15 protein-coding genes are annotated in these 18,576 nt (G+C 65.2%); 7 read left to right on the forward strand and 8 right to left on the reverse strand.

What is annotated here, in order from left to right:
• Positions 1 to 27: 27 nt before the first annotated feature.
• Genes waaF through HU719_RS14040 form a run of 7 tightly spaced genes read left to right on the forward strand, consistent with a single transcriptional unit; the run spans position 28 to position 6,988 of the window.
• Positions 28 to 1,077: a lipopolysaccharide heptosyltransferase II gene (gene waaF / locus HU719_RS14010; protein ID WP_186522645.1), complete on the forward strand. Its 1,050-nt coding sequence runs from the start codon at positions 28 to 30 to the stop codon at positions 1,075 to 1,077.
• Complete coding sequence (gene waaC / locus HU719_RS14015) at positions 1,078 to 2,136, forward strand: lipopolysaccharide heptosyltransferase I (RefSeq protein ID WP_186536870.1); 1,059 nt, start codon at positions 1,078 to 1,080, stop codon at positions 2,134 to 2,136.
• Positions 2,136 to 3,260 carry a glycosyltransferase family 4 protein gene (locus HU719_RS14020; protein WP_186536871.1) on the forward strand — a complete coding sequence of 375 codons (1,125 nt, stop codon included), beginning with the start codon at positions 2,136 to 2,138 and terminating at the stop codon, positions 3,258 to 3,260. Before waaC ends, HU719_RS14020 begins: the two co-directional genes overlap by 1 nt.
• Positions 3,257 to 4,063: a lipopolysaccharide core heptose(I) kinase RfaP gene (gene rfaP / locus HU719_RS14025; protein ID WP_186536872.1), complete on the forward strand. Its 807-nt coding sequence runs from the start codon at positions 3,257 to 3,259 to the stop codon at positions 4,061 to 4,063. Before HU719_RS14020 ends, rfaP begins: the two co-directional genes overlap by 4 nt.
• Positions 4,063 to 4,797 carry a lipopolysaccharide kinase InaA family protein gene (locus HU719_RS14030; RefSeq protein ID WP_186536873.1) on the forward strand — a complete coding sequence of 245 codons (735 nt, stop codon included), beginning with the start codon at positions 4,063 to 4,065 and terminating at the stop codon, positions 4,795 to 4,797. The genes rfaP and HU719_RS14030 overlap by 1 nt, the downstream gene beginning before the upstream one ends.
• The gene (locus HU719_RS14035; protein ID WP_186536874.1) at positions 4,794 to 5,546 is read left to right on the forward strand and encodes a lipopolysaccharide kinase InaA family protein; all 753 of its coding nucleotides are present in this window, start codon (positions 4,794 to 4,796) and stop codon (positions 5,544 to 5,546) included. The genes HU719_RS14030 and HU719_RS14035 overlap by 4 nt, the downstream gene beginning before the upstream one ends.
• The gene (locus HU719_RS14040) at positions 5,546 to 6,988 is read left to right on the forward strand and encodes a lipopolysaccharide kinase InaA family protein (protein WP_186536875.1); all 1,443 of its coding nucleotides are present in this window, start codon (positions 5,546 to 5,548) and stop codon (positions 6,986 to 6,988) included. Before HU719_RS14035 ends, HU719_RS14040 begins: the two co-directional genes overlap by 1 nt.
• Here HU719_RS14040 and HU719_RS14045 read toward each other — a convergent pair.
• From HU719_RS14045 to HU719_RS14080, 8 genes are all read right to left on the reverse strand, one after another.
• Positions 6,985 to 9,744, reverse strand: coding sequence for a dermonecrotic toxin domain-containing protein (locus tag HU719_RS14045; protein WP_186536876.1), 2,760 nt, complete (start codon positions 9,742 to 9,744; stop codon positions 6,985 to 6,987). The two genes, HU719_RS14040 and HU719_RS14045, sit on opposite strands and share 4 nt — an antisense overlap.
• 64 nt (positions 9,745 to 9,808) lie before the next feature.
• The gene (locus HU719_RS14050) at positions 9,809 to 9,982 is read right to left on the reverse strand and encodes a hypothetical protein (RefSeq protein WP_186536877.1); all 174 of its coding nucleotides are present in this window, start codon (positions 9,980 to 9,982) and stop codon (positions 9,809 to 9,811) included.
• Positions 9,979 to 11,091, reverse strand: coding sequence for a PepSY domain-containing protein (locus tag HU719_RS14055; RefSeq protein WP_186522663.1), 1,113 nt, complete (start codon positions 11,089 to 11,091; stop codon positions 9,979 to 9,981). Before HU719_RS14055 ends, HU719_RS14050 begins: the two co-directional genes overlap by 4 nt.
• A gap of 31 nt (positions 11,092 to 11,122) precedes the next feature.
• The gene (locus HU719_RS14060; protein WP_186536878.1) at positions 11,123 to 13,552 is read right to left on the reverse strand and encodes a TonB-dependent siderophore receptor; all 2,430 of its coding nucleotides are present in this window, start codon (positions 13,550 to 13,552) and stop codon (positions 11,123 to 11,125) included.
• A 390-nt stretch (positions 13,553 to 13,942) separates the two neighbouring features.
• Complete coding sequence (locus HU719_RS14065; protein ID WP_186537497.1) at positions 13,943 to 14,887, reverse strand: FecR domain-containing protein; 945 nt, start codon at positions 14,885 to 14,887, stop codon at positions 13,943 to 13,945.
• On the reverse strand, positions 14,884 to 15,402 hold the full coding sequence (locus HU719_RS14070) for an RNA polymerase sigma factor (RefSeq protein ID WP_186537498.1): 519 nt from the start codon (positions 15,400 to 15,402) through the stop codon (positions 14,884 to 14,886). Before HU719_RS14070 ends, HU719_RS14065 begins: the two co-directional genes overlap by 4 nt.
• 362 nt (positions 15,403 to 15,764) lie before the next feature.
• Positions 15,765 to 16,475 (reverse strand): 3'-5' exonuclease, encoded by a 711-nt coding sequence (locus tag HU719_RS14075; protein WP_186535164.1) that lies wholly within the window; start codon positions 16,473 to 16,475, stop codon positions 15,765 to 15,767.
• Positions 16,472 to 18,409 (reverse strand): putative nucleotidyltransferase substrate binding domain-containing protein, encoded by a 1,938-nt coding sequence (locus HU719_RS14080; protein WP_186535163.1) that lies wholly within the window; start codon positions 18,407 to 18,409, stop codon positions 16,472 to 16,474. Before HU719_RS14080 ends, HU719_RS14075 begins: the two co-directional genes overlap by 4 nt.
• Between the last annotated feature and the right edge of the window lie 167 nt (positions 18,410 to 18,576).

Here is an 18,576-nt window from a genome sequence, read left to right on the forward strand (position 1 = left end):
GCCTCCCCGAATGTTTCTGGATAAAGCATGAGAATACTGATCATTGGCCCCAGCTGGGTCGGCGACATGGTGATGGCGCAGACCTTGTTCCAGTGCCTGAAACAACAGCATCGCGACTGCGTGATCGATGTGCTGGCACCCGAGTGGAGCCGGCCGATCCTCGAACGCATGCCCGAAGTGCGCCAGGCCTTGAGCTTCCCGCTCGGCCATGGCGCGCTCGAACTGGCCACGCGCCGGCGCATCGGCAAATCGCTGGCTGGCCAGTACGACCAGGCGATCCTGCTGCCCAACTCGCTCAAGTCGGCGTTGGTGCCGTACTTTGCCGGTATCCCCAAGCGCACCGGCTGGCGCGGCGAGATGCGCTACCTGCTGCTCAACGACGTGCGCAAGCTCGACAAGGCGCGCTACCCGCTGATGATCGAGCGTTTCATGGCCCTGGCCTATGCGCCGGGCACTGAACTGCCGCAGCCCTACCCACGGCCGACCCTGCAGATCGAAGCCGCCAGCCGCGACGCGGCGCTGGCCAAGTTCGAGCTGGCCCTGGACCGCCCGGTGTTGGCCCTGTGCCCCGGCGCCGAGTTCGGCGAGGCCAAGCGCTGGCCGGCCGAGCACTATGCCGAGGTGGCCGATGCCATGGTCCGCCAAGGCTGGCAAGTGTGGCTGTTCGGCTCGAAAAACGACCACCCGGTGGGCGAGCAGATTCGCGAGCGGCTGATCCCGGGGCTGCGCGAAGAGTCGGTCAACCTGGCGGGCGAAACCTCGCTGGCTGAAGCCATCGACCTGATGTCCTGCGCCAGCGCCGTGGTGTCCAACGATTCGGGCCTGATGCACGTTGCTGCGGCGCTCAACCGCCCGCTGGTGGCGGTGTACGGCTCGACCTCGCCCGGCTTCACCCCGCCGTTGGCCGACCAGGTCGAGGTGGTGCGTACCGGTATCGAATGCAGCCCGTGCTTTGACCGCACCTGCCGCTTCGGCCACTACAACTGCCTGCGCCTGCTGGAGCCGCAAAAAGTCATCGCCGCCCTGCACAGCCTGGGCGGGCCGAGCCTGATCGACACCGTGGCCGAGGTCGACTGAGTGCGGGTACTGATCATCAAGACGTCGTCGTTGGGCGACGTCATTCACACCCTTCCGGCCATTACCGACGCCGCACAGGCCATCCCCGGCATCCGTTTCGACTGGGTGGTGGAGGAGGGCTTTGCCGAAATCCCAAGCTGGCACCCGGCGGTCGACCAGGTTATCCCGGTGGCGATCCGGCGCTGGCGCAAGAACATCTGGCAAACCATCAAGAGCGGTGAGTGGAAGGCGTTCAAGCAGCGTGTGCGCGAGCGCAAGTACGACCTGGTGATCGACGCCCAGGGCCTGGTCAAGTCGGCCTGGCTGACCCGCTACGTCAAGGCGCCGGTCGCGGGCCTTGACCGCTATTCGGCCCGTGAAGGCTGGGCCAGCCGTTTCTATGACCGGCGCCTGTCGGTCGCCGTTGGCCAGCATGCCGTGGAGCGTGTTCGCCAGCTGTTCGCCCTGGCCCTGGCCTACGACCTGCCCGAAGGGCTGGGCGATTACGGCCTTGACCTGAACCGCCTGCAACTGCCGCCTGCCGCGCCTTATGTGGTGTTTCTGCATGGCACCACCTGGGCCACCAAACACTGGCCCGAGGCCTACTGGCGCGAGCTGGCCGAGCGGATGGGCCGGCGCAATCTGCAGGTGATGCTGCCTTGGGGCAACCCCGCAGAAAAGGCCCGGGCCGAGCGTATTGCCCAAGGCCTGGGCAACTGCCAGGTGCTGCCCAAGCTGAACCTGGCGGGTGTTGCCCGTGTACTGGCAGCGGCCAAGGCCTGCGTGGCGGTGGACACCGGGCTGGGCCATCTGGCCGCCGCCCTGGATGTGCCGACCATTTCGCTGTTTGGCCCTACCAACCCTGGTTTGACCGGTGCCTACGGACGCGCCCAGATCCACCAGGCAAGCAACTTCCCCTGCGCCCCGTGCTTGCAGAAGAAGTGCACCTATAAACCGAGCGCCGAGGATCTGCGCCGGTTCGATCTCAAACGCGAGTGGCCGCTGTGCTTCACTCGCTTGAATCCCGAGCATGTTGCGGGCCGCTTGAGCGCGCTGCTGCTGGCTGAGGATGTGCGTTGATGCAATTGGCTTTTGTGCTCTATAAATATTTCCCGTTTGGCGGGCTGCAGCGCGACTTCATGCGCATCGCCCTCGAATGCCAACGGCGTGGCCACCAGATCCGCGTGTATACGCTGATCTGGGAAGGCGACATTCCGCCGGGCTTCGAAGTGCTGGTGGCGCCGGTCAAGGCGCTGTTCAACCATCGACGCAACGAAAAGCTCACCGCCTGGATGCAGGCCGACCTTGCCAAGCGCCCGGTCGACCGCCTGATCGGCTTCAACAAAATGCCAGGGTTGGATGTCTACTATGCCGCCGACGGCTGCTTCGAAGACAAAGCCCAGACCTTGCGCGGCGGCCTGTACCGGCGCTGGGGCCGCTATCGCCACTTTGCCGACTACGAGCGCGCCGTATTCGCCAAGGATGCTCGCACCGAGGTGCTGATGATCTCCGAGGTCCAGCAGCCGCTGTTCATCAAGCATTACGGCACGCCCGAGGCGCGCTTCCACCTGTTGCCGCCTGGTATTTCCCCGGACCGTCGCCGCCCGGCTGACGCAGATGCCATTCGCGCCGAGTTTCGCCGTGAGTTCGGCCTGGCCGATGACGAGCTGCTGCTGGTGCAGATCGGCTCGGGATTCAAGACCAAGGGCGTGGACCGCAGCATCAAGGCTGTGGCTGCGCTGCCGGCCCACCTGCGCAAGCGCACCCGGTTGATGGTAATCGGCCAGGACGACCCCAAGCTGTTCCAGGTACAGAGCGCAGCTTTGGGCCTGGGCGATCAGGTGCAGTTCCTCAAGGGCCGCAGCGATATCCCGCGCTTCCTGCTCGGCGCCGACCTGCTGATCCACCCGGCGTACAACGAAAACACCGGCACGGTGCTGCTTGAGGCGCTGGTCGCAGGCTTGCCGGTGCTGGTTTCGAAAGTGTGCGGCTATGCCCATTACATCGCCGAGGCCGATTGCGGCCTGGTGCTGGATGATCCGTTCGCCCAGGAGCAGCTCAACAGCTACCTGCAACGCATGCTCGAAGACGACGCGGCCCGCGCTGCGTGGTCGCACAACGGCGTGGCGTTTGCCGACACGGCCGACCTGTACAGCATGCCGCAGCATGCCGCCGACGTGATTCTGGCTGGAGAGCAGGCATGAAGCTGATACTGGCCGAGCCGTTCAAGCGCTTGTGGGCCGGGCGCGACCCGTTCGACGCCGTCGAGCAGTTGCAGGGCGAGGTGTACCGCGAGCTTGAAGGCCGCCGCACGCTGCGTACCGAAGTCGAGGGCGCAGGTTTCTTCGTCAAGATTCACCGCGGCATTGGCTGGGGCGAGATTTTCAAGAACCTGTTCAGCGCCAAGCTGCCAGTGCTCGGCGCCGGCCAGGAATGGCGCGCCATCGAGCGCCTGCACCAGGTCGGTGTGCCGACCATGACCGCCGTGGCCTACGGCGAGCGGGGCAGCAACCCGGCGACCCAGCATTCGTTCATCGTCACCGAAGAGCTGGCGCCCACCGTCAGCCTGGAAGACTTCAGCCTGGACTGGGTCAAGCAGCCGCCAGCACCGCGCCTGAAGCACGCGCTGATTGCCGAAGTGGCGAAGATGACCGGCAGTATGCACCGTGCGGGGGTCAACCACCGTGACTGCTACATCTGCCACTTCCTGCTGCACACCGACCGCCCGGTCACCGCAGACGACTTCAGGCTGTCGGTGATCGACCTGCACCGCGCACAAACCCGCGCGCGTATAACCCGCCGCTGGCGTGACAAAGACCTGGCGGCGTTGTATTTCTCGGCGCTGGACATCGGCCTCACCCGCCGCGACAAACTGCGCTTCTTGCGCGGTTACTTCCAGCAGCCGCTGCGCCAGGTGCTCAAGGACGAAGCGGCACTGCTCGCCTGGCTTGAGCGCAAGGCGCAGAAACTCTACGACCGCAAGCAACGCTATGGGGACGCACTCTGATGGCGGGTTGGACACTGGCGCCGGGCTATGAGGCCCTGGCAGCAGACTTCGGCAGCCTCGAGGCGGTGTTTGCCCTGCAGGGCGAGCGCCTGACCCGCGACCCGTTGAGCGAGGTCGTGCGTGTCGAGCGTGATGGGGTCAACTACTACGTCAAGCGCTACACCGGCGCCGGCAAGCACATGCGTCGCTACCTTGGCCGCCCGCGTATCAAGGCCGAGTGGCAGAACCTCAAGCAGTTCGCCAAGTGGGGCATTCCCACGGCAGAAGTGGTGGCCTGGGGCCTTGAACGCCACGGCCTGGCGTTTGGCCGTGGGGCGATGATCACCCGTGAGCTGCCGAATACCGAAGACCTTTCGGCACTGGCCGAGCGCAACGACCCGCGCCTGCGCGACCGGGCCTGGGTCGACCACCTGAGCCGCCAGCTGGCGCGGCATACCCGGCAGATGCATGACCACCACTTCGCCCACAATGACCTGAAGTGGCGCAACCTGCTGGTGGATGACCAGGGCACGCTGTTCTTCATCGATTGCCCAACGGGTGATTTCTGGCGTGGCTTCATGCTGCGCCACCGCCTGATCAAGGACCTGGCGTGCCTGGACAAGGTCGCCAAATATCACCTGTCGGCCACGCAGCGCCTGCGCTTCTACCTGCAGTACCGCCAGCACGATCGCCTGACCGCTCGGGATAAACGCCGGGTTCGCCAGGTACTGAGCTTTTTCGAGGGAAGGGAATGACCGATTACCTGGCCAGCGCCGACCAGGCGCTGCTCAAGCGCCATGGCCTGAGCGACTTCGAGGCGTTGTGGGCGTTGCAACTGGAGGCCGTGGACGAGCCGAACACCGGCCGTGGCGGTTTCAGCAGCGTGTTCCGCCTGGAACTCGAAGGCAAGGGCTACTACCTCAAGCGCCAGAGCAACTATTTTACCCGCAGCCTGCACCGTCCGTTTGGCGAGCCCACCTTCGCCCGTGAGTTTCGCAACATCACCCGCTACCAGAAGCTGGGCATCCCGGCCTTGCAGGCGGTGTTCTACGGCGAGCGCAAGCAGGCCGGCCAGCACCGCGCAGTGCTGATGACCCGTGCGCTGGACGAATGGACCGACCTTGACCGCCTGCTGGCGCAGTGGCCGCAGCTCGTCCCGGCGCAGCGCCACGGCATTCTGCAAGGATGCGGCCAGTTGGCGCGCACGCTGCACGCTGCCGGGCAGATGCACGGGTGTTTCTATCCCAAGCACATCTTCCTGCGCGAGCGCCGCGAAGGCTGGCAGGCGCAACTGATCGACCTCGAGAAAACCCGCCCGCTGCTGTTCGGCATGCGCGACCGGGTCAAGGACCTGGAGCCGCTGCTGCGCCGCGCCAGTATCTGGAGCGACGCTGATATACGGGTACTGCTGGCCGCCTATCTGGCCCAGCCCGAAGGCAGCGCTGTGCTCGACACCTGGCTGCAACGCCTGACGCAACGCCGCCGCCACAAGGAGGGCCGCTGATGCGCCTGTCCGAACTGAAAGCCGCCGGGCGCAGCCCGCAAGTGCCGCTGACCATCACCCTGGCCGATGCCGCTGGCGCCGCAGACTTGCAACTGCTCAGCCTGCTGCGCGTATTGCCTGGCCAACGCTACGTGGGCGCGGGTATCTGGCGGGGCACCAAGGTGCTGGCCAAGCTGCTGGTCGGCGGCAACGCTGCGCGCCACTTCCAGCGTGAGCTGGACGGCGCCCGGCTGATGGCGGCCCAGGGCCTGACCACGCCACGCCTGCTGGCCGATGGCCTGAAAGAAGGCGAAGGCGGCTGGCTGTTGTTCGAGTTCATAGAAAACGCCGAAAGCCTGGGCGACGCCTGGGCCGCGGTCGAGCACTTGCCCATGCTTGCCGATGAGCAGCACCTGGTGCTCGGCGAGGCGTTGACGGCGGTTGCGCAAATGCATGCCAAAGGCCTGTGGCAGCAAGACCTGCACCTGGACAACCTGCTGCGTCAAGGCGGCCAGCTGTACCTGATCGACGGCGCCGGCATCAAGGCTGAAACCCCAGGCCAGCAGTTGTCGCGCCAGCGCGTGCTGGAAAACCTCGGGGTGTTCTTCGCGCAGTTGCCCAAGCGCCTGGAGCCCTTCATCGAGGAAGCGCTGGTGCATTACCTGCTGGCCAATGCCGAGCATGCGCTGCCGCTGGAAGCGTTGCTCAAGCAGGTCGACAAGGTGCGCAGCTGGCGCCTGAAAGATTACCTGGACAAGGCCGGGCGCGAGTGCACGCTGTTCAGTGTCGAGCGCAGCCTGTCGGGGCTGCGGGCCATCTGCCGCAGTGAAGTGCAGGCACTGGCCCCGGTGCTGGAGCAGGCCGACACCTACCTGGATCAGGGCCACCTGTACAAGACCGGCGGCGCCGCCAGCGTGGCGCGCATTGATGTCGACGGTCGCCCGTTGGTGCTCAAACGCTACAACATCAAGAACACCGCGCACTGGTTCAAACGCTTCTGGCGCCCCAGCCGGGCCTGGCACTCCTGGATCGAGGGCCATCGCCTGATGTTCCTCGACATCGCCACGCCCCGCCCGCTGGCGCTGCTGGAAACCCGCACCCTTGGCCTGCGCAACCGCGCCTACCTGCTGACCGAGTACATCGACGGCCCGGACCTGACCGCGTGCTTTGCCCCGTTCGTCGAAAGCGGCGAGGCCCCGGACGAGCAGGTCGACGCTCTGGCGCAACTGATGCAGCAGCTGATCCGCGAGCGCATCAGCCACGGCGACTTCAAAGGCCACAACCTGTTCTGGGTGGATGGGCGCTGGTCGCTGATCGACCTCGACGCCATGTGCCAGCACGCCACCCAGATGAGCTTTGCCAAAGCGTTTGCCCGTGACCGTGCCCGGTTGCTGCGCAACTGGCCGAGCAGCAGCGCGCTGTATCAGCGCCTGGACCAGCGTCTGCCACGCCTGGCCGACTAACCGCGCCCAGCCTGTGGCAGCGCCAGCCAGTCGCTGCTCAGGCCTGGCTGGCGCACGCGGATGCGCCACTGCCCTTGCTGCAGGCGCAACACCGCCCAGGCCGGGGCGCGGGCCTCAGTCAACTGCAAGTGGTAATGGCCTGCCAGCAAATGCCGGCGTACGGGCAACTGCCAGTTGTGCAGTCGCAGGTAAAGTTCGCCGTCGGCATCGAACAGCCCTTCTTCCTCGGGGAGAGCCTCGCCTTCCCGCGCGGGCTCAAGCTGGCAGTCGTCCAACAGTGCCTGCAAGTCTGGCAGCCCGTCGTGCCACAGCACGGGTGAATCCACCACCCATTCGCCGCTGCTTAGTTGCTTGACCGGCAGTTGGCTGTAAGCGCTCGGCTGCCTGGGGTCGACGGCCCGCCAGCGCTGGCCATCGAATTCGACATGGTAGAAGCGGCCTTGCAGGTCGCGGATGAAATAGCGGTCTGGCCCGGGCCCACTGTTGACCTGCTCGTAGACCTTGGCGTCATGGACGCCGTCGATGCGGTAACGCAAGCGGGCCAGTTCCGCTTCCACCTGATGGCTGGCCGGCAGTGGCTTGGGTGGGGTCGGTGGCAAGCCACGCATGGCACGACGGATGACGGCTGAGCCGGCGAAGCTGTTGATACCGTCAGTGGCATGGCTGATGGCCGCGATAGCGTGGTGCAGCGCTGCCTCGCGGTCGTCCTTGTGCATGGCCTCAAGGCCATCCCAGATCGAGATTGCCATTCTGCCGAAGGCCAGTGCGGTCATGGCGGGCGCCGGCAACACGAGGCTTACTAGGTCGAGAATCACCCGCAAGGTGTTCAGGCCGAACTCGCCCAGCAGTTCGCTATTGCTGCGGGTACTGGCGTCGGCCTCGGCGATCAGGGCGTGCACCTCGGCGCGGTAGCAGGCGTCGAACAGGTTGCCCTCGATGCTATCCAGGCGCAGGTGCGGGCTAAGTCCGCCTTTGACCAGCAGCTGTTCCAGGCGCGCCGCGCTGGCTGCCGGGGCCCGCCCCTTGAGGTAAGTGCGCAGCGGCGTGTTTCTGCGGATCTCGCGTAGCAACGCCCGGGCGTTGTGCCATTCGCGCCAGGCGCGACGGTCTGGGGCATCCGGGGTGTAGAGCATGAGCGAGTCGATGTTGGCTACGGAACTGTTGATCAGCAATACACCTTGCAGGGTGTGGCCTTCGATGACGACCTGGCGCACCGCGAAAGGGTGTTGTTCCAGGCTGGCACGCTGCGCGCTGTCCGGGTGGTCGAGCACGGTTTTCGCCCAGGTGTAGCCGCGTTCGAACGGGTCTTGGAGCAGGTGCCTGGCGTAGCGCGCCTTGGCCAGTTCGGCCCGCATCCGGGCGCGGTTGATGCGCCCGTGGGCTTCCATGCGCCAGCGCGCCTCGGCGCTTTGCAGCAGGTGCTTGCGCACGAACTGGCTGTAGCTGGCGCCGGCATCCAGCTCGCGGACCATAGCCTTGACCTGATCCGGCCCCAGGCCATCGATCAGGCTGCCGTCGGCGTGCTGCACCCGTGCGGTGAGCCAGTAATCGACATCGAACCACGCCACGTTGAGCAGGGCCAGCTCGTCCAACTGGTAGCTGACCGGCACCATCTCGATGGTGTCACCGACTTGCGGCCGGCTGGCCACGGCAATGTAGCTGGAGGGGTTGAGTGGGTCGAGCAGTGGGCCTATGCGCCGCGCCAGGGTGACGCTGATGCGGATGTCCTGGGGCGCTGTGGCCACCCGCAGGTCCCGTTGCAGGCGCTCGGCCAGGCGTTGGCGAACCCAGCCGAGCAAGGTGTGGCGCTGGCTGAACTGGGCAAGGTCGGGAATGCCGGGGGCGCGCGCCCGTTCCACCGCGCTGCCCAACTCCTGCATGGTTTGCAGGATGTGGGTGATGGCCTGGGCCGGGGCACTGCGCATCCATCCCGGCATGTGCTTTTCCAGCAACAGGGCGTAGCGGGTGGCCAGCACCGGCGGGCTGCCCATGCTGCCGACCAGGTCCAAAGCCTTGCTGACCATGTTGTCGTCCGCGGCGGTTGCCTGCGGCCAGGCGCGGTGCAGGCGCTTGCGCTGGGTGTCGATCATGCTGCTGACCTGATATTCGACCATGTCATCGGCGTACCAGTCGTAGCGCAGCCGGTCGGCGCGCTGGATCAGCGAGGCATCTTCAGGGTCTGCCAGCAGGTTGAGGATCGGGCGGCTCTGCAGTGGGTCGTCGATGCGTTCACACAGCTCGTTATGCAGTTCAGCCAGGCTGTCGAAGGTTTCGATACCGTAACTGAGGCTGCACATCATGGCCTTGCCGAGGGCCTCGCCGGGCACCGCGTCGCTGCCTTGCGGGCCGTCGGCAATCAGCACGAAGGCGCCTGGCAGGTACAGCCGGCGGTTGGGCGAGGTAGTACTGAACAGCAGCCGATAGGCCTGCGCCCGCTGTTCGCCAGGCAAGTGCTGGCGTTGCCAGGACAACGGCAATTCCAGGCAGGTGCGCAGCAGGAACACATGCTCGTTGCCCAAGGTCTGGTCGGCCAGACGCAGTTCAAGCTGGGCCAGCAGTTGCTCGTGGCGCAGTTGGCGCAACGCCTGCTGCTGGGTGCGTCCATTGTCGTCGGTGCTTGCCCAGAACTGCGCCAGGTCGCCGAACAATTGCTGGCGCATGGGCAGAGGGGCGAGCCCGGCTTGCAGGGTCGGAAACCCGCGCTGCAGGTCGGCAAGCCGGGTATCGAGTGCTTCGAGTTGTTCCAGTGGGGTCATGTTGAGGCTCCTGTGCAGGGAGAGGGAGCCTCGGGTAATAACGCGCTGCGCAGGAGGTAGTCGGCTAGCGCCTGAACCCGGAAAAACCGATGGCCGCCGATAGCCCCAGCCCCAGCCAGGCCAGCGCATCCCAGGCGCCATCACCGAGCAGCGCGGCGAACAGCCCGGCCAGGCCCAGCACGGCGAGCAACGCTGGCCAGGCGAAGATACGTAGCGTGCCTTGGGATTTATGGCTCATTGGCTCACCTGCCGGGCTTTGCGTTGCTTGCCCCACCACAGGTACAGCCCGCTGCCGAGCACGATGATGGTCAGCACATCGAGCAGCGCCCAGAGAATCTGCATGGGCCGCCCGCCGTAGTCACCAAAATGCAGCGGTTGCGACAGGCCCATGGCGTCCATGTACCAGGGCCGCTCACCGACTGCGGTGACCTGCAGGGTGCGGGCATCGATCAGTACCGGGGTGAGCAGGTGCGAGGTCAGGTGGCTGGCGCCTTTCATGAACACCGCATAGTGGTGTTCGCTGGAAAACCGGGTGCCTGGGAAGGCGATGAAGTCAGGGCGCATGCCGGGCGCAGCCTGCGCCGCAATGCTGAGCAGGTGCGTGGCTGGCGCCCGCTCGGTGAGCGGCGGGGCATCACGGTAGGGCGCGACCATGGCCGCGAGGCTGTCGTTGCGCCAGGCAGCGATCACCACGTCGGACAGCGCGCTGATCACCCCGGTAACACCGACCACCAGCGCCCAGCTGAGGGTCACGATGCCGATCAGGTTGTGCAGGTCGAGCCAGCGCAGCCTGGGCGATTTGTCGTGGCGCACGCTGGCAAATTTCAGCCGGCGCATGAACGGTGCGTACAGCACGGTGCCTGAAACGATAGCGACGATGAACAGCACCCCCATGAACGCCAGCAGCAGTTTGCCCGGCAGCCCGGCGAACATGTCCACATGCAGGCGCAGCAGCGTCATCATCAGGCCGCCATTGGCCGCAGGCATCGCCACCGCTTCGCCGGTGCGCGCGTCGAGCATGAACGTGTGCGATGAATTGGGCTCGGTAGCGGCGGTGGCGGCCGTGATAGCGACCACGCCGTTGGCTTCGTCTTCGTCGTAGCCGAAGTACTGCATGACCTCGCCTGGGCGGTGCTGTTCGGCCTTGAGCACCAGTTGCTGCAGGCCCAGATGCGGGGTGTCAGCGGGCATCTGGCGCAGCTGCGGGGCATCGCCGAGCAGGTGTTCAAGCTCGTGATGGAAGATCAGCGGCAGGCCGGTCAGGGCCAGCAGCAACAGGAACAGCGTGCAGACCAGGCTGCTCCAGGTGTGGATGAACGACCAGCGGCGGATGGTTTGGCTTTTCACGGTTCAGCCTTTGTTCTGCGACCTGGGATGCTCACCACTTGTAGGTCGCACTGGCGACGACGCTGCGTTGGTCACCGAAGTAGCAGTAGTAGCCGTCGCAGGTGGAGATGTAGTCCTTGTTCAGCAGATTGGTGGCGTTGATTGCCACCGAAGCACCCTTGAGGCTGTTGTCCAGGCGCCCGAGGTCGTAGTGCACCGCCGCATCGAACACGGTGTAGGCATCGGCCTTGCCAAGCCAGGTATTGCCCTGATCGCCGTAGGTGTTGCCGGTATAGCGTGCGCCCAGGCCGATACCAAAGCCGTCCAGCGCACCGGTGCGCCAGGTGTAGTCGGCCCATAGCGACGCCTGCTGATTGGGCATCAATTGCAGGCGGTTGCCTTTATACAGGCCGTCCTGCACTTCGGACTTGGCCAGGGTGTAGGCCGCGGTCACCTTGAGGTTTTCGTTCACCTCGGAAACGGCTTCAAGCTCCAGACCCTGTACTTTCACTTCGCCGGTCTGGCTGGTGACCGGTACGTTGCCGACGTTGTTGGTAACCGAGACGTTCTTCTGGGTCAGCTCATACACCGCAGCCGTCAGCAGGGTATTCGAGCCGGGCGGCTGGTACTTGATGCCCAGCTCCCACTGTTGCCCCTCGGTAGGCTTGAGCGAGTTGGTGGCAGTGACGTCGGATTTGCTGGCCGGCTGGAATGACTCGGCGTAGGACAGGTAAGGCACCAGGCCTGAGTCGAACACATAGCTGAGGGCGGCATTGCCGCTGAACTTGCGATTGCGCTGGGTGCTATTGGTGTTGTTCTTGTGGAACTCGGTGTCGGTGTGCACCCAGTCCTGACGACCGCCCAGGGTCAGGCGCCATTTATCGAGGGCCATCTGGTCCTGGATGTACACGCCGGTCTGGCGGGTTTTCTGGTTGTAGTCGTAGAGGGCATCGGCGCGAGGCGGGCGGGTGATGGGCAAGCCGTGCACCGGGTTGTTGACGTTGATGGGCGGCGCGGTGCCGAAGATCGCCAGGAAGTTGTTGTTCATGCGCTGGTGGTCCAGGCCGAGCAGCAGGGTATGGCTGATGGCGCCTGTGTCGAAGTTGCCTTGCAGGTTGTTGTCGACCGCGAACTGGCTGATGTCTTCATCAACATTGGTGGTACCACGGCCGGTATTGCCCTGATCGTCCACGACGTAGCCAATGCTCGGGTAATAGCTGTTGACGGTGACCGTCTGGAACGACAGGTCGGACTTGGTGTAGCGCAGGTTCTGGCGCAACTGCCAGGTGTCGTTCAGGCGGTGTTCGAAGGTGTAGCCCAGCGCGTAGTAGGTGCGGTCGTAGTAGTCGTAGTCCGGGTCACCGAGGTTCTTGTGGCGCGAGACCTTGCCGAAGGGCATGTCGATCTTGGTGCCTTGCAGCGGGTAGAACTGGCTGGTGACGCCGGTATCGTCGCGGGTGAACTGGGTCAACAAGGTCAACGATGTGTCGTCGTCGATGTTCCAGGTCAGGCTGGGGGCGATGTTGTAGCGCTTGTTCTCGACGTGATCGATTTGCGTGCCGCTGTCGCGGACCACCCCGCTCAAGCCATACAGAAATTGGCCTTGGTCATCGATCTTGCCGGTGCTGGCAAAATTGATCTGGCGGTGGTTGTCGCTGCCGTACTGCACCTGGATCTCGTGGGCGCTTTCGGCTTGCGGCCTGCGGCTGACGATATCCAACAGGCCGCCAGGTGGCGTCTGGCCGTACACCGAGGATGCCGGGCCGCGAAGCAGGGCGAGGCGGTCCAGGTTCCAGGTCTCGGGTTTGGGGTTGGCATAAACGCCGCGCGGCAGTGGCAGGCCATCGAGGAAGTGCGTGGGCTCGAAGCCACGTACGCGCATCCAGTCGTAGCGCGTATCGCTGCCGAAGCTGGCGGAGACGATACCGGGCATGTAGCGCACTGCGTCGTCCAGGCTATGCACGCTGCGGTCGTCCATTTGCTGGCGAGTGGCGACGGAGATCGAGCGTGGGGCTTCGACCAGCGCGGTGTCGGTCTTGCTGCCGACGGCGGTGCGGTTGGCCAGGTAACCATTCACCGGGCCCCAGGCGCTTTCACTGTCGCTGCTTGCGTTGATGTCGGTAGTGGGCAAGGCGATTGCGTTGTTCTCGACTGCCACCAGGCTGTAACTGCCGGCGCTGCCTTGCTGCAGTTGCAGGCCGGTCCCCAGCAGGGCGGCCTGCAAGGCGCCGACGCCGTTGTACTGGCCGTTAACCGGTGCCGAGGTGCGACCGCTGGCCAGTGCCGGGTCCAGTGCCAGGGCGATGCCGGCCTGGCTGGCGATCTGGTTCAGGGTGCTGGCCAAGGGGCCGGCCGGTACGTCATAGGCGCGCACGGCGGACTGCTCGGCAGCGAACAGGGCTGGGCTGGCCAATGGCGCGGCCAGGCTGATGGCCAGGGCCATCAGGCGGGGGCGAAGCAAAGCATCAACAGCGCGGGACATGCAGCGGCTCCTCGACAAAAAGGGTGCTAATTGCTTCCTTGCCGAGCGAGATTGAGAAAGTGACAGGGGTGGATGAAAAATATTCTTGCCGGTGATGGATAAAGCCTTCATGGCCTCATCGCAGGCTATCGCCCCACGGAGGTAGTGCCCAACCGCAACATTGCTGGCTGGCCCCAATCCTGTGGGAAACGATAGTTAGTTGTGGCGAGCGGGCTTGTCCCGCGTTGGGCTGCGCAGCAGCCCTGAAAACCCCAGGGGCTGCTGTGCAGCCCAACGCGGGACAAGCCCGCTCGCCACAACGGAGCTCGCCACAAGGAGATGTGTCTGGCGAGAAAAGGCTTGTACAAAACCATAGAATCTCCCACAGATGCCCTCGGGCGGCAGCCCGGATTACTTGGCGCTGATAGTCACCCACCATGGCGTGTGTTGTTCGATTTTCACCGGCAGGGCCGGCAGCAGCGAGGCCAGTGCCAGGTTGGTGTCGGTCAGTGGGAAGCTGCCGCTGATGCGCAGGTCGGCAACCTCGTCCGCCACACCCAAGTGGCCACTGCGGTACTGGCCTAGGGTGGCCACCAGGTCTGCCAGGCGCACGTTGTCCACCACCAGCATGCCGCGGGTCCAGGCGTCGGCGCCCACCGCGACCGCCTCTACCGGCCCCAGCCCATCGGCGCTCATCAACACCTGACGGCCTTCGGCCAGCACCTGCTCATCGCCGCTGTTGCGCGGTTTGGCCGCAACCTGTGCCTGCAACACCTCAAGGCGTGTGCCTGCGGCCTCGCGCTTGACCAAAAAGCGTGTACCCAGCGGCCGTAGCCGGCCATCGTCGGTTTGCACCAGCAGTGGCCGGGTGTCTTCATGCCCGGTTTCGACGGAAATTTCGCCCTGATGCAGCACGATCACCCGTTCGCTGCCGTGGAAGTCGATATCGACCGCAGTGCCGGTATTCAGGCTCAGCAGCGTGCCGTCCTCAAGGCGCAACGTGCGCAGTTCGCCGGTGCTGGTGCGCTGGTCGGCCAGCCAGTAACTTGCCGACAGGCTCGGCAGCCCAGCCCAGGCCAGCAAACCACCCAACACCAGCATGCCGGCGAGCCCGCCGAGGCGCTGGCGCATGCTGCTGCGCGACTGTTGCAGGGCATGCCGGGCAGGGCCGGCAGCGGCGGTGACGCGCTGGTCGAGCAGGCCCAGTTGCAGCCAGGCACGGGCGTGTTCTTCGTGGGCGGCGTGCCAGCGCATGAACGCGTTGCGTTCATCGGGCGTGCCGCTGCCCTGGTCCAGGCACAGCTTCCAGGTAATGGCAGCCTCGAGCACCGAGCTGGAAACCGGGGCGTTGTTCATGTGGGCTGACCGTACAGGGCGATGTAGCACTGGCGCATGCCCTGGGCCAGGTACTGGCGTACCCGCGATACCGACACGCCGAGGCGCTCGGCGATTTCGGCGTGGCCCATGCCGTCCAGGCGGTTGTGCAGGAAGGCGGCGCGCGCTTTGCTCGACAGCTTGCCGAGCAAACGGTCGATGGCCTTGAGGTCTTCGAGAATCAGCAGTTGCTGCTCAGGCGACGGCTGTTCGGCCTCGGGCATCAGCGCCAGCTCCGAGAGGTAGGCTTGCTCCAGGGCTGCGCGGCGGAAATGGTCGAACAGTAGGCCTTTGGCCACAGCGGCGAGAAAAGCACGCGGTTCACGCGGGGTGTCCAGACGCTCGCGGCCCAGCAGGCGCACGAACGTGTCCTGGCTCAGGTCTTCGGCGCGCTGGCGGCAGGCGGTACTGCGTTGCAGCCAGGCCAGCAGCCAGCCGCGGTGGTCGCGGTACAGCGCGCCGACCAGATGGGCATGTGGGCTCTGCGCAGGCGCCAAGGAACGTCCCCTGAAAAGAATGCGTTAACTAACGATAATTATTCGCGATTGTGGCAGAGGCGCGGGGCGGGTGCAATTGACGCTTATCGGTTTGCGGTTGTTTGAGTTAACTAAAAAAACGTGGGAGCGGGCCGTGCTCAATAGGGAGTCGTGGCGAGCGGGCTTGTCCCGCGTTGGGCTGCGCAGCAGCCCTGAAAACCCTAGGGGCTGCTGCTGCGCAGCCCAACGCGGGACAAGCCCGCTCGCCACAAGGAGATATGTCTGGCGGGAACAGGTTTGTACAAAACCATAGAATCTCCCACGCTGCCCAGTTCTCTTCGCTACCGCGCAGCCCGGAAGGGCTGGGTGATCTCCCTCGTGCCTCAAAGGCCATGGCCCTGCGCCTTGCGCCGGCGCCATTGCTTGAGCCGTTGCGCCAGTTGCAGTGGGCTGTCCAACTGCTGGCGCCGGGCTTGGCTGAACAGGATCAGCGCAAGCTCGGCGGTCACCTGGGCGTCGGCGACGGCGTGGTGGCGGGCCTGCACTTGCAGGCCAAAACGCGCGATCCAGTCGTCCAGCCCAGCTTCGCGCAACACCGTGTCGGGGTTGAGCAGCGGTGCCAGCTCGGCCACGTCGATAAAGTCATGTTGCAGGCGCAGGCCCAGGCTGTCCTTGAGGGCGCGGGTGAGCATGCGTTGGTCGAATGGCGCGTGAAACGCCAGCACCGGGCTGTCGCCAATGAACGCCATCAGGTCCAGCAGCGCCTCGGCCGGGTCGCAACCTGCGGCCAGGGCGCTGGGGCCCAGGCCATGGATCAGCACGCTGGCGTTGGTCTTCTGCTCGGGGCGGTGCAGGGTGCGTTCGAACGGCTGGCCAAGGTTGATAGCGCCGTCTTCTATGGCCACCGCGCCAATCGACAGCACCTGATCGCGGTTCAGGTTAAGGCCACTGGTTTCAAGGTCCAGCACCACCCAGCGCTGTTCACGCAGGGAGCATACGCCCAGTGGTGCAGGCGCCGGCAAGGCGGCCATGCGCTGGCGCAGATTGGCGCCCAGTTCGGGCGCATGCGGGCGTAGCCAGGCCAGCAGGTTCATAACTGGTACCGCTGCGCCAGGCTCGCTTGCAGGCGCTGGGCCTGGCGCAACGACTCGCGCAGGATGCGCCGGTCGAGGTGGTTGAGGCTGTCGGGGTCGACACGGTTGGAATACGGCAGGTTGTCCCGGGTCTGGCGCTGGTGCTGCTGCATGCGCGTCTGCTGGATGAAGTGATAGGCCTCTTCATAAGCGGCGCCGTCGAGTGCGTCTATCACGCCTTTGGCCACCAGCTCGCGCAGGCGCTCCAGGGTATTGCAGGCGCCAATACCGTGGGCCAGAGCCAACAGTCGAGCCCCGTCCACGAAGGGCGTCAGGCCCTGCACTTTCAGGTCCAGGGTGGCCGCTTTGTCGTCGCCTTGGCGGGTCAGCACGAACTCGCGCAGGCGGCCCACCGGTGGGCGCTGGCGCAGGGCGTTGTCGGCCAGCATGCGCTGGAAGATGCGGTTGTCGGCGACCTGCTCCAGCAGCCCACGGCGCAGTTGTTCGCAGCCCTGCTCGTCGCCCCAGACCACCCGCAGGTCGAAATAGATGCTCGAACCCAGCAGGTTTTCCGGGCTGGCCTCGCGCACAAAGCCTGCAAAGCGCCGCGCCCACTCGCTGCGCGACAGGCACAGCTCGGGGTTGCCGGCCATCACGTTGCCCTTGCACAGGGTAAAGCCGCATTGCGCCAGGTTGTGGTTGATGTACTGCGCCAGCGGCAACAGGCGGGCGCGAATGGTCTCGGCCTCGGCGCTGTTCTGGGCCTCGAACAGGATGCCGTTGTCCTGGTCGGTGTGCAGGGTCTGCTCGCGGCGGCCTTCGCTGCCGAAACACAGCCAGCTGAACGGCACGCCGGGGTCGCCGCGTTCGGCGATGGCCAGCTCGATGACCCGGCACACGGTGTGGTCGTTGAGCAGGGTGATGATCTGGGTGATCTGCGTCGACGACGCGCCGTGGGCCAGCATGCGTTCGACCAATTGGCCGATCTCGCCGCGCAGCGCCACCAGGTTGTCCAGGCGCGGCGCGTGGCGGATGGTCCGCGCCAGGTGCACCAGGTCGACCCGTTGCAGCGAGAACAAGTCGCGTTCGGAAATCACCCCGCACAGGCGGCCGTTGTCCACCAGGCACACGTGGGCGATATGCCGTTCGGTCATTGCCATGGCGGCGTCGAAGGCGCTGGCCTGGGGGCTCAGGTGGAAGGGCCGGGCGGTCATGTAGCGCTCGACCGGCGCGGTCAGTTCGGCGCCGGGGTCGGCCACCACCTGGCGCAGGTCACGCAGGGTGAAGATGCCCAGCGGCGCGCGCAGCTCATCGACAATGACGATGCTGCCCACTTGCTGTTCATGCATCACCGCGACCGCCTCGCGCAGCGGTGTGGCCGGGCTGCACACCACGGGGTGGCGCAACGCCAGCTCGCCCAACGGTGTGTTCAGCGAATACTGGGTGCCGAGGGTTTCCACGGCGCGCTGGCGCACCTGCTGGTTGACCTGGTCAAGCAGGCTGCTCACCCCGCGCAGGGCAAAGTCGCGGAAGACGTCGGACATCGAAAACACACGGATGAACGCGGCTTTGTTCAGTTGCAGGCAGAAGGTGTCTTCGCCCGCCAGGTGCTCGGTGCGGGTCGCCCGCTCGCCCAGCAGGGCCGCCAGCGGGAAGCACTCGCCACCGGCGATTTCGAACGTGGTTTCGGTACCGGGCCGGGTGACGTGCTGGCGCTCGCCGATCACCCGGCCCTGCTTGACGATATAGAAGTGCTCCACCGGGCCGTCAGCCGGTTTGATGATGCTCTCGCCGGCGGCGTAGAAACGCAGTTGGCACTGTTCCACCAGGTACGCCAGGTGGCCCTGTTCCATCTGATTGAACGGCGGGAAACGCTGCAAGAACTGCAGCGTGCCCTGAATGTTCTGTAGTACCGCAGTCCTTCCGGCCTGGGTATAGGCGTCCTTTTTGCTCATGCAACTGACCGTATCGCTACGCCGAACTATATATATCTATCTATAGGGTTCGGCTTTGTTGTTCTCGGGCCCCATGGTCGGCTGGCCGTGCGGTGGTGCCCATTGGACGTAAGTCTAGAAAACGTTGTCAAAAAGCCGACGAAAGGTCAGCCGGATAGCCCGGTTCT

The sequence above is a fragment of the Pseudomonas farsensis genome, from assembly GCF_014268805.2.
GTDB lineage: Bacteria > Pseudomonadota > Gammaproteobacteria > Pseudomonadales > Pseudomonadaceae > Aquipseudomonas > Aquipseudomonas farsensis.

Excerpts from the sequence above, each read along its gene's own strand:
- waaF (WP_186522645.1), top strand. The coding sequence starts at position 28 with ATGAGAATACTGATCATTGGCCCCAGCTGGGTCGGCGACATGGTGATG.
- HU719_RS14020 (WP_186536871.1), top strand. The coding sequence starts at position 2,136 with ATGCAATTGGCTTTTGTGCTCTATAAATATTTCCCGTTTGGCGGGCTG.
- rfaP (WP_186536872.1), top strand. The coding sequence starts at position 3,257 with ATGAAGCTGATACTGGCCGAGCCGTTCAAGCGCTTGTGGGCCGGGCGC.
- HU719_RS14030 (WP_186536873.1), top strand. The coding sequence starts at position 4,063 with ATGGCGGGTTGGACACTGGCGCCGGGCTATGAGGCCCTGGCAGCAGAC.
- HU719_RS14035 (WP_186536874.1), top strand. The coding sequence starts at position 4,794 with ATGACCGATTACCTGGCCAGCGCCGACCAGGCGCTGCTCAAGCGCCAT.
- HU719_RS14040 (WP_186536875.1), top strand. The coding sequence starts at position 5,546 with ATGCGCCTGTCCGAACTGAAAGCCGCCGGGCGCAGCCCGCAAGTGCCG.
- HU719_RS14045 (WP_186536876.1), bottom strand. The coding sequence starts at position 9,744 with ATGACCCCACTGGAACAACTCGAAGCACTCGATACCCGGCTTGCCGAC.
- HU719_RS14050 (WP_186536877.1), bottom strand. The coding sequence starts at position 9,982 with ATGAGCCATAAATCCCAAGGCACGCTACGTATCTTCGCCTGGCCAGCG.
- HU719_RS14060 (WP_186536878.1), bottom strand. The coding sequence starts at position 13,552 with ATGTCCCGCGCTGTTGATGCTTTGCTTCGCCCCCGCCTGATGGCCCTG.
- HU719_RS14065 (WP_186537497.1), bottom strand. The coding sequence starts at position 14,887 with ATGAACAACGCCCCGGTTTCCAGCTCGGTGCTCGAGGCTGCCATTACC.
- HU719_RS14075 (WP_186535164.1), bottom strand. The coding sequence starts at position 16,475 with ATGAACCTGCTGGCCTGGCTACGCCCGCATGCGCCCGAACTGGGCGCC.
- HU719_RS14080 (WP_186535163.1), bottom strand. The coding sequence starts at position 18,409 with ATGAGCAAAAAGGACGCCTATACCCAGGCCGGAAGGACTGCGGTACTA.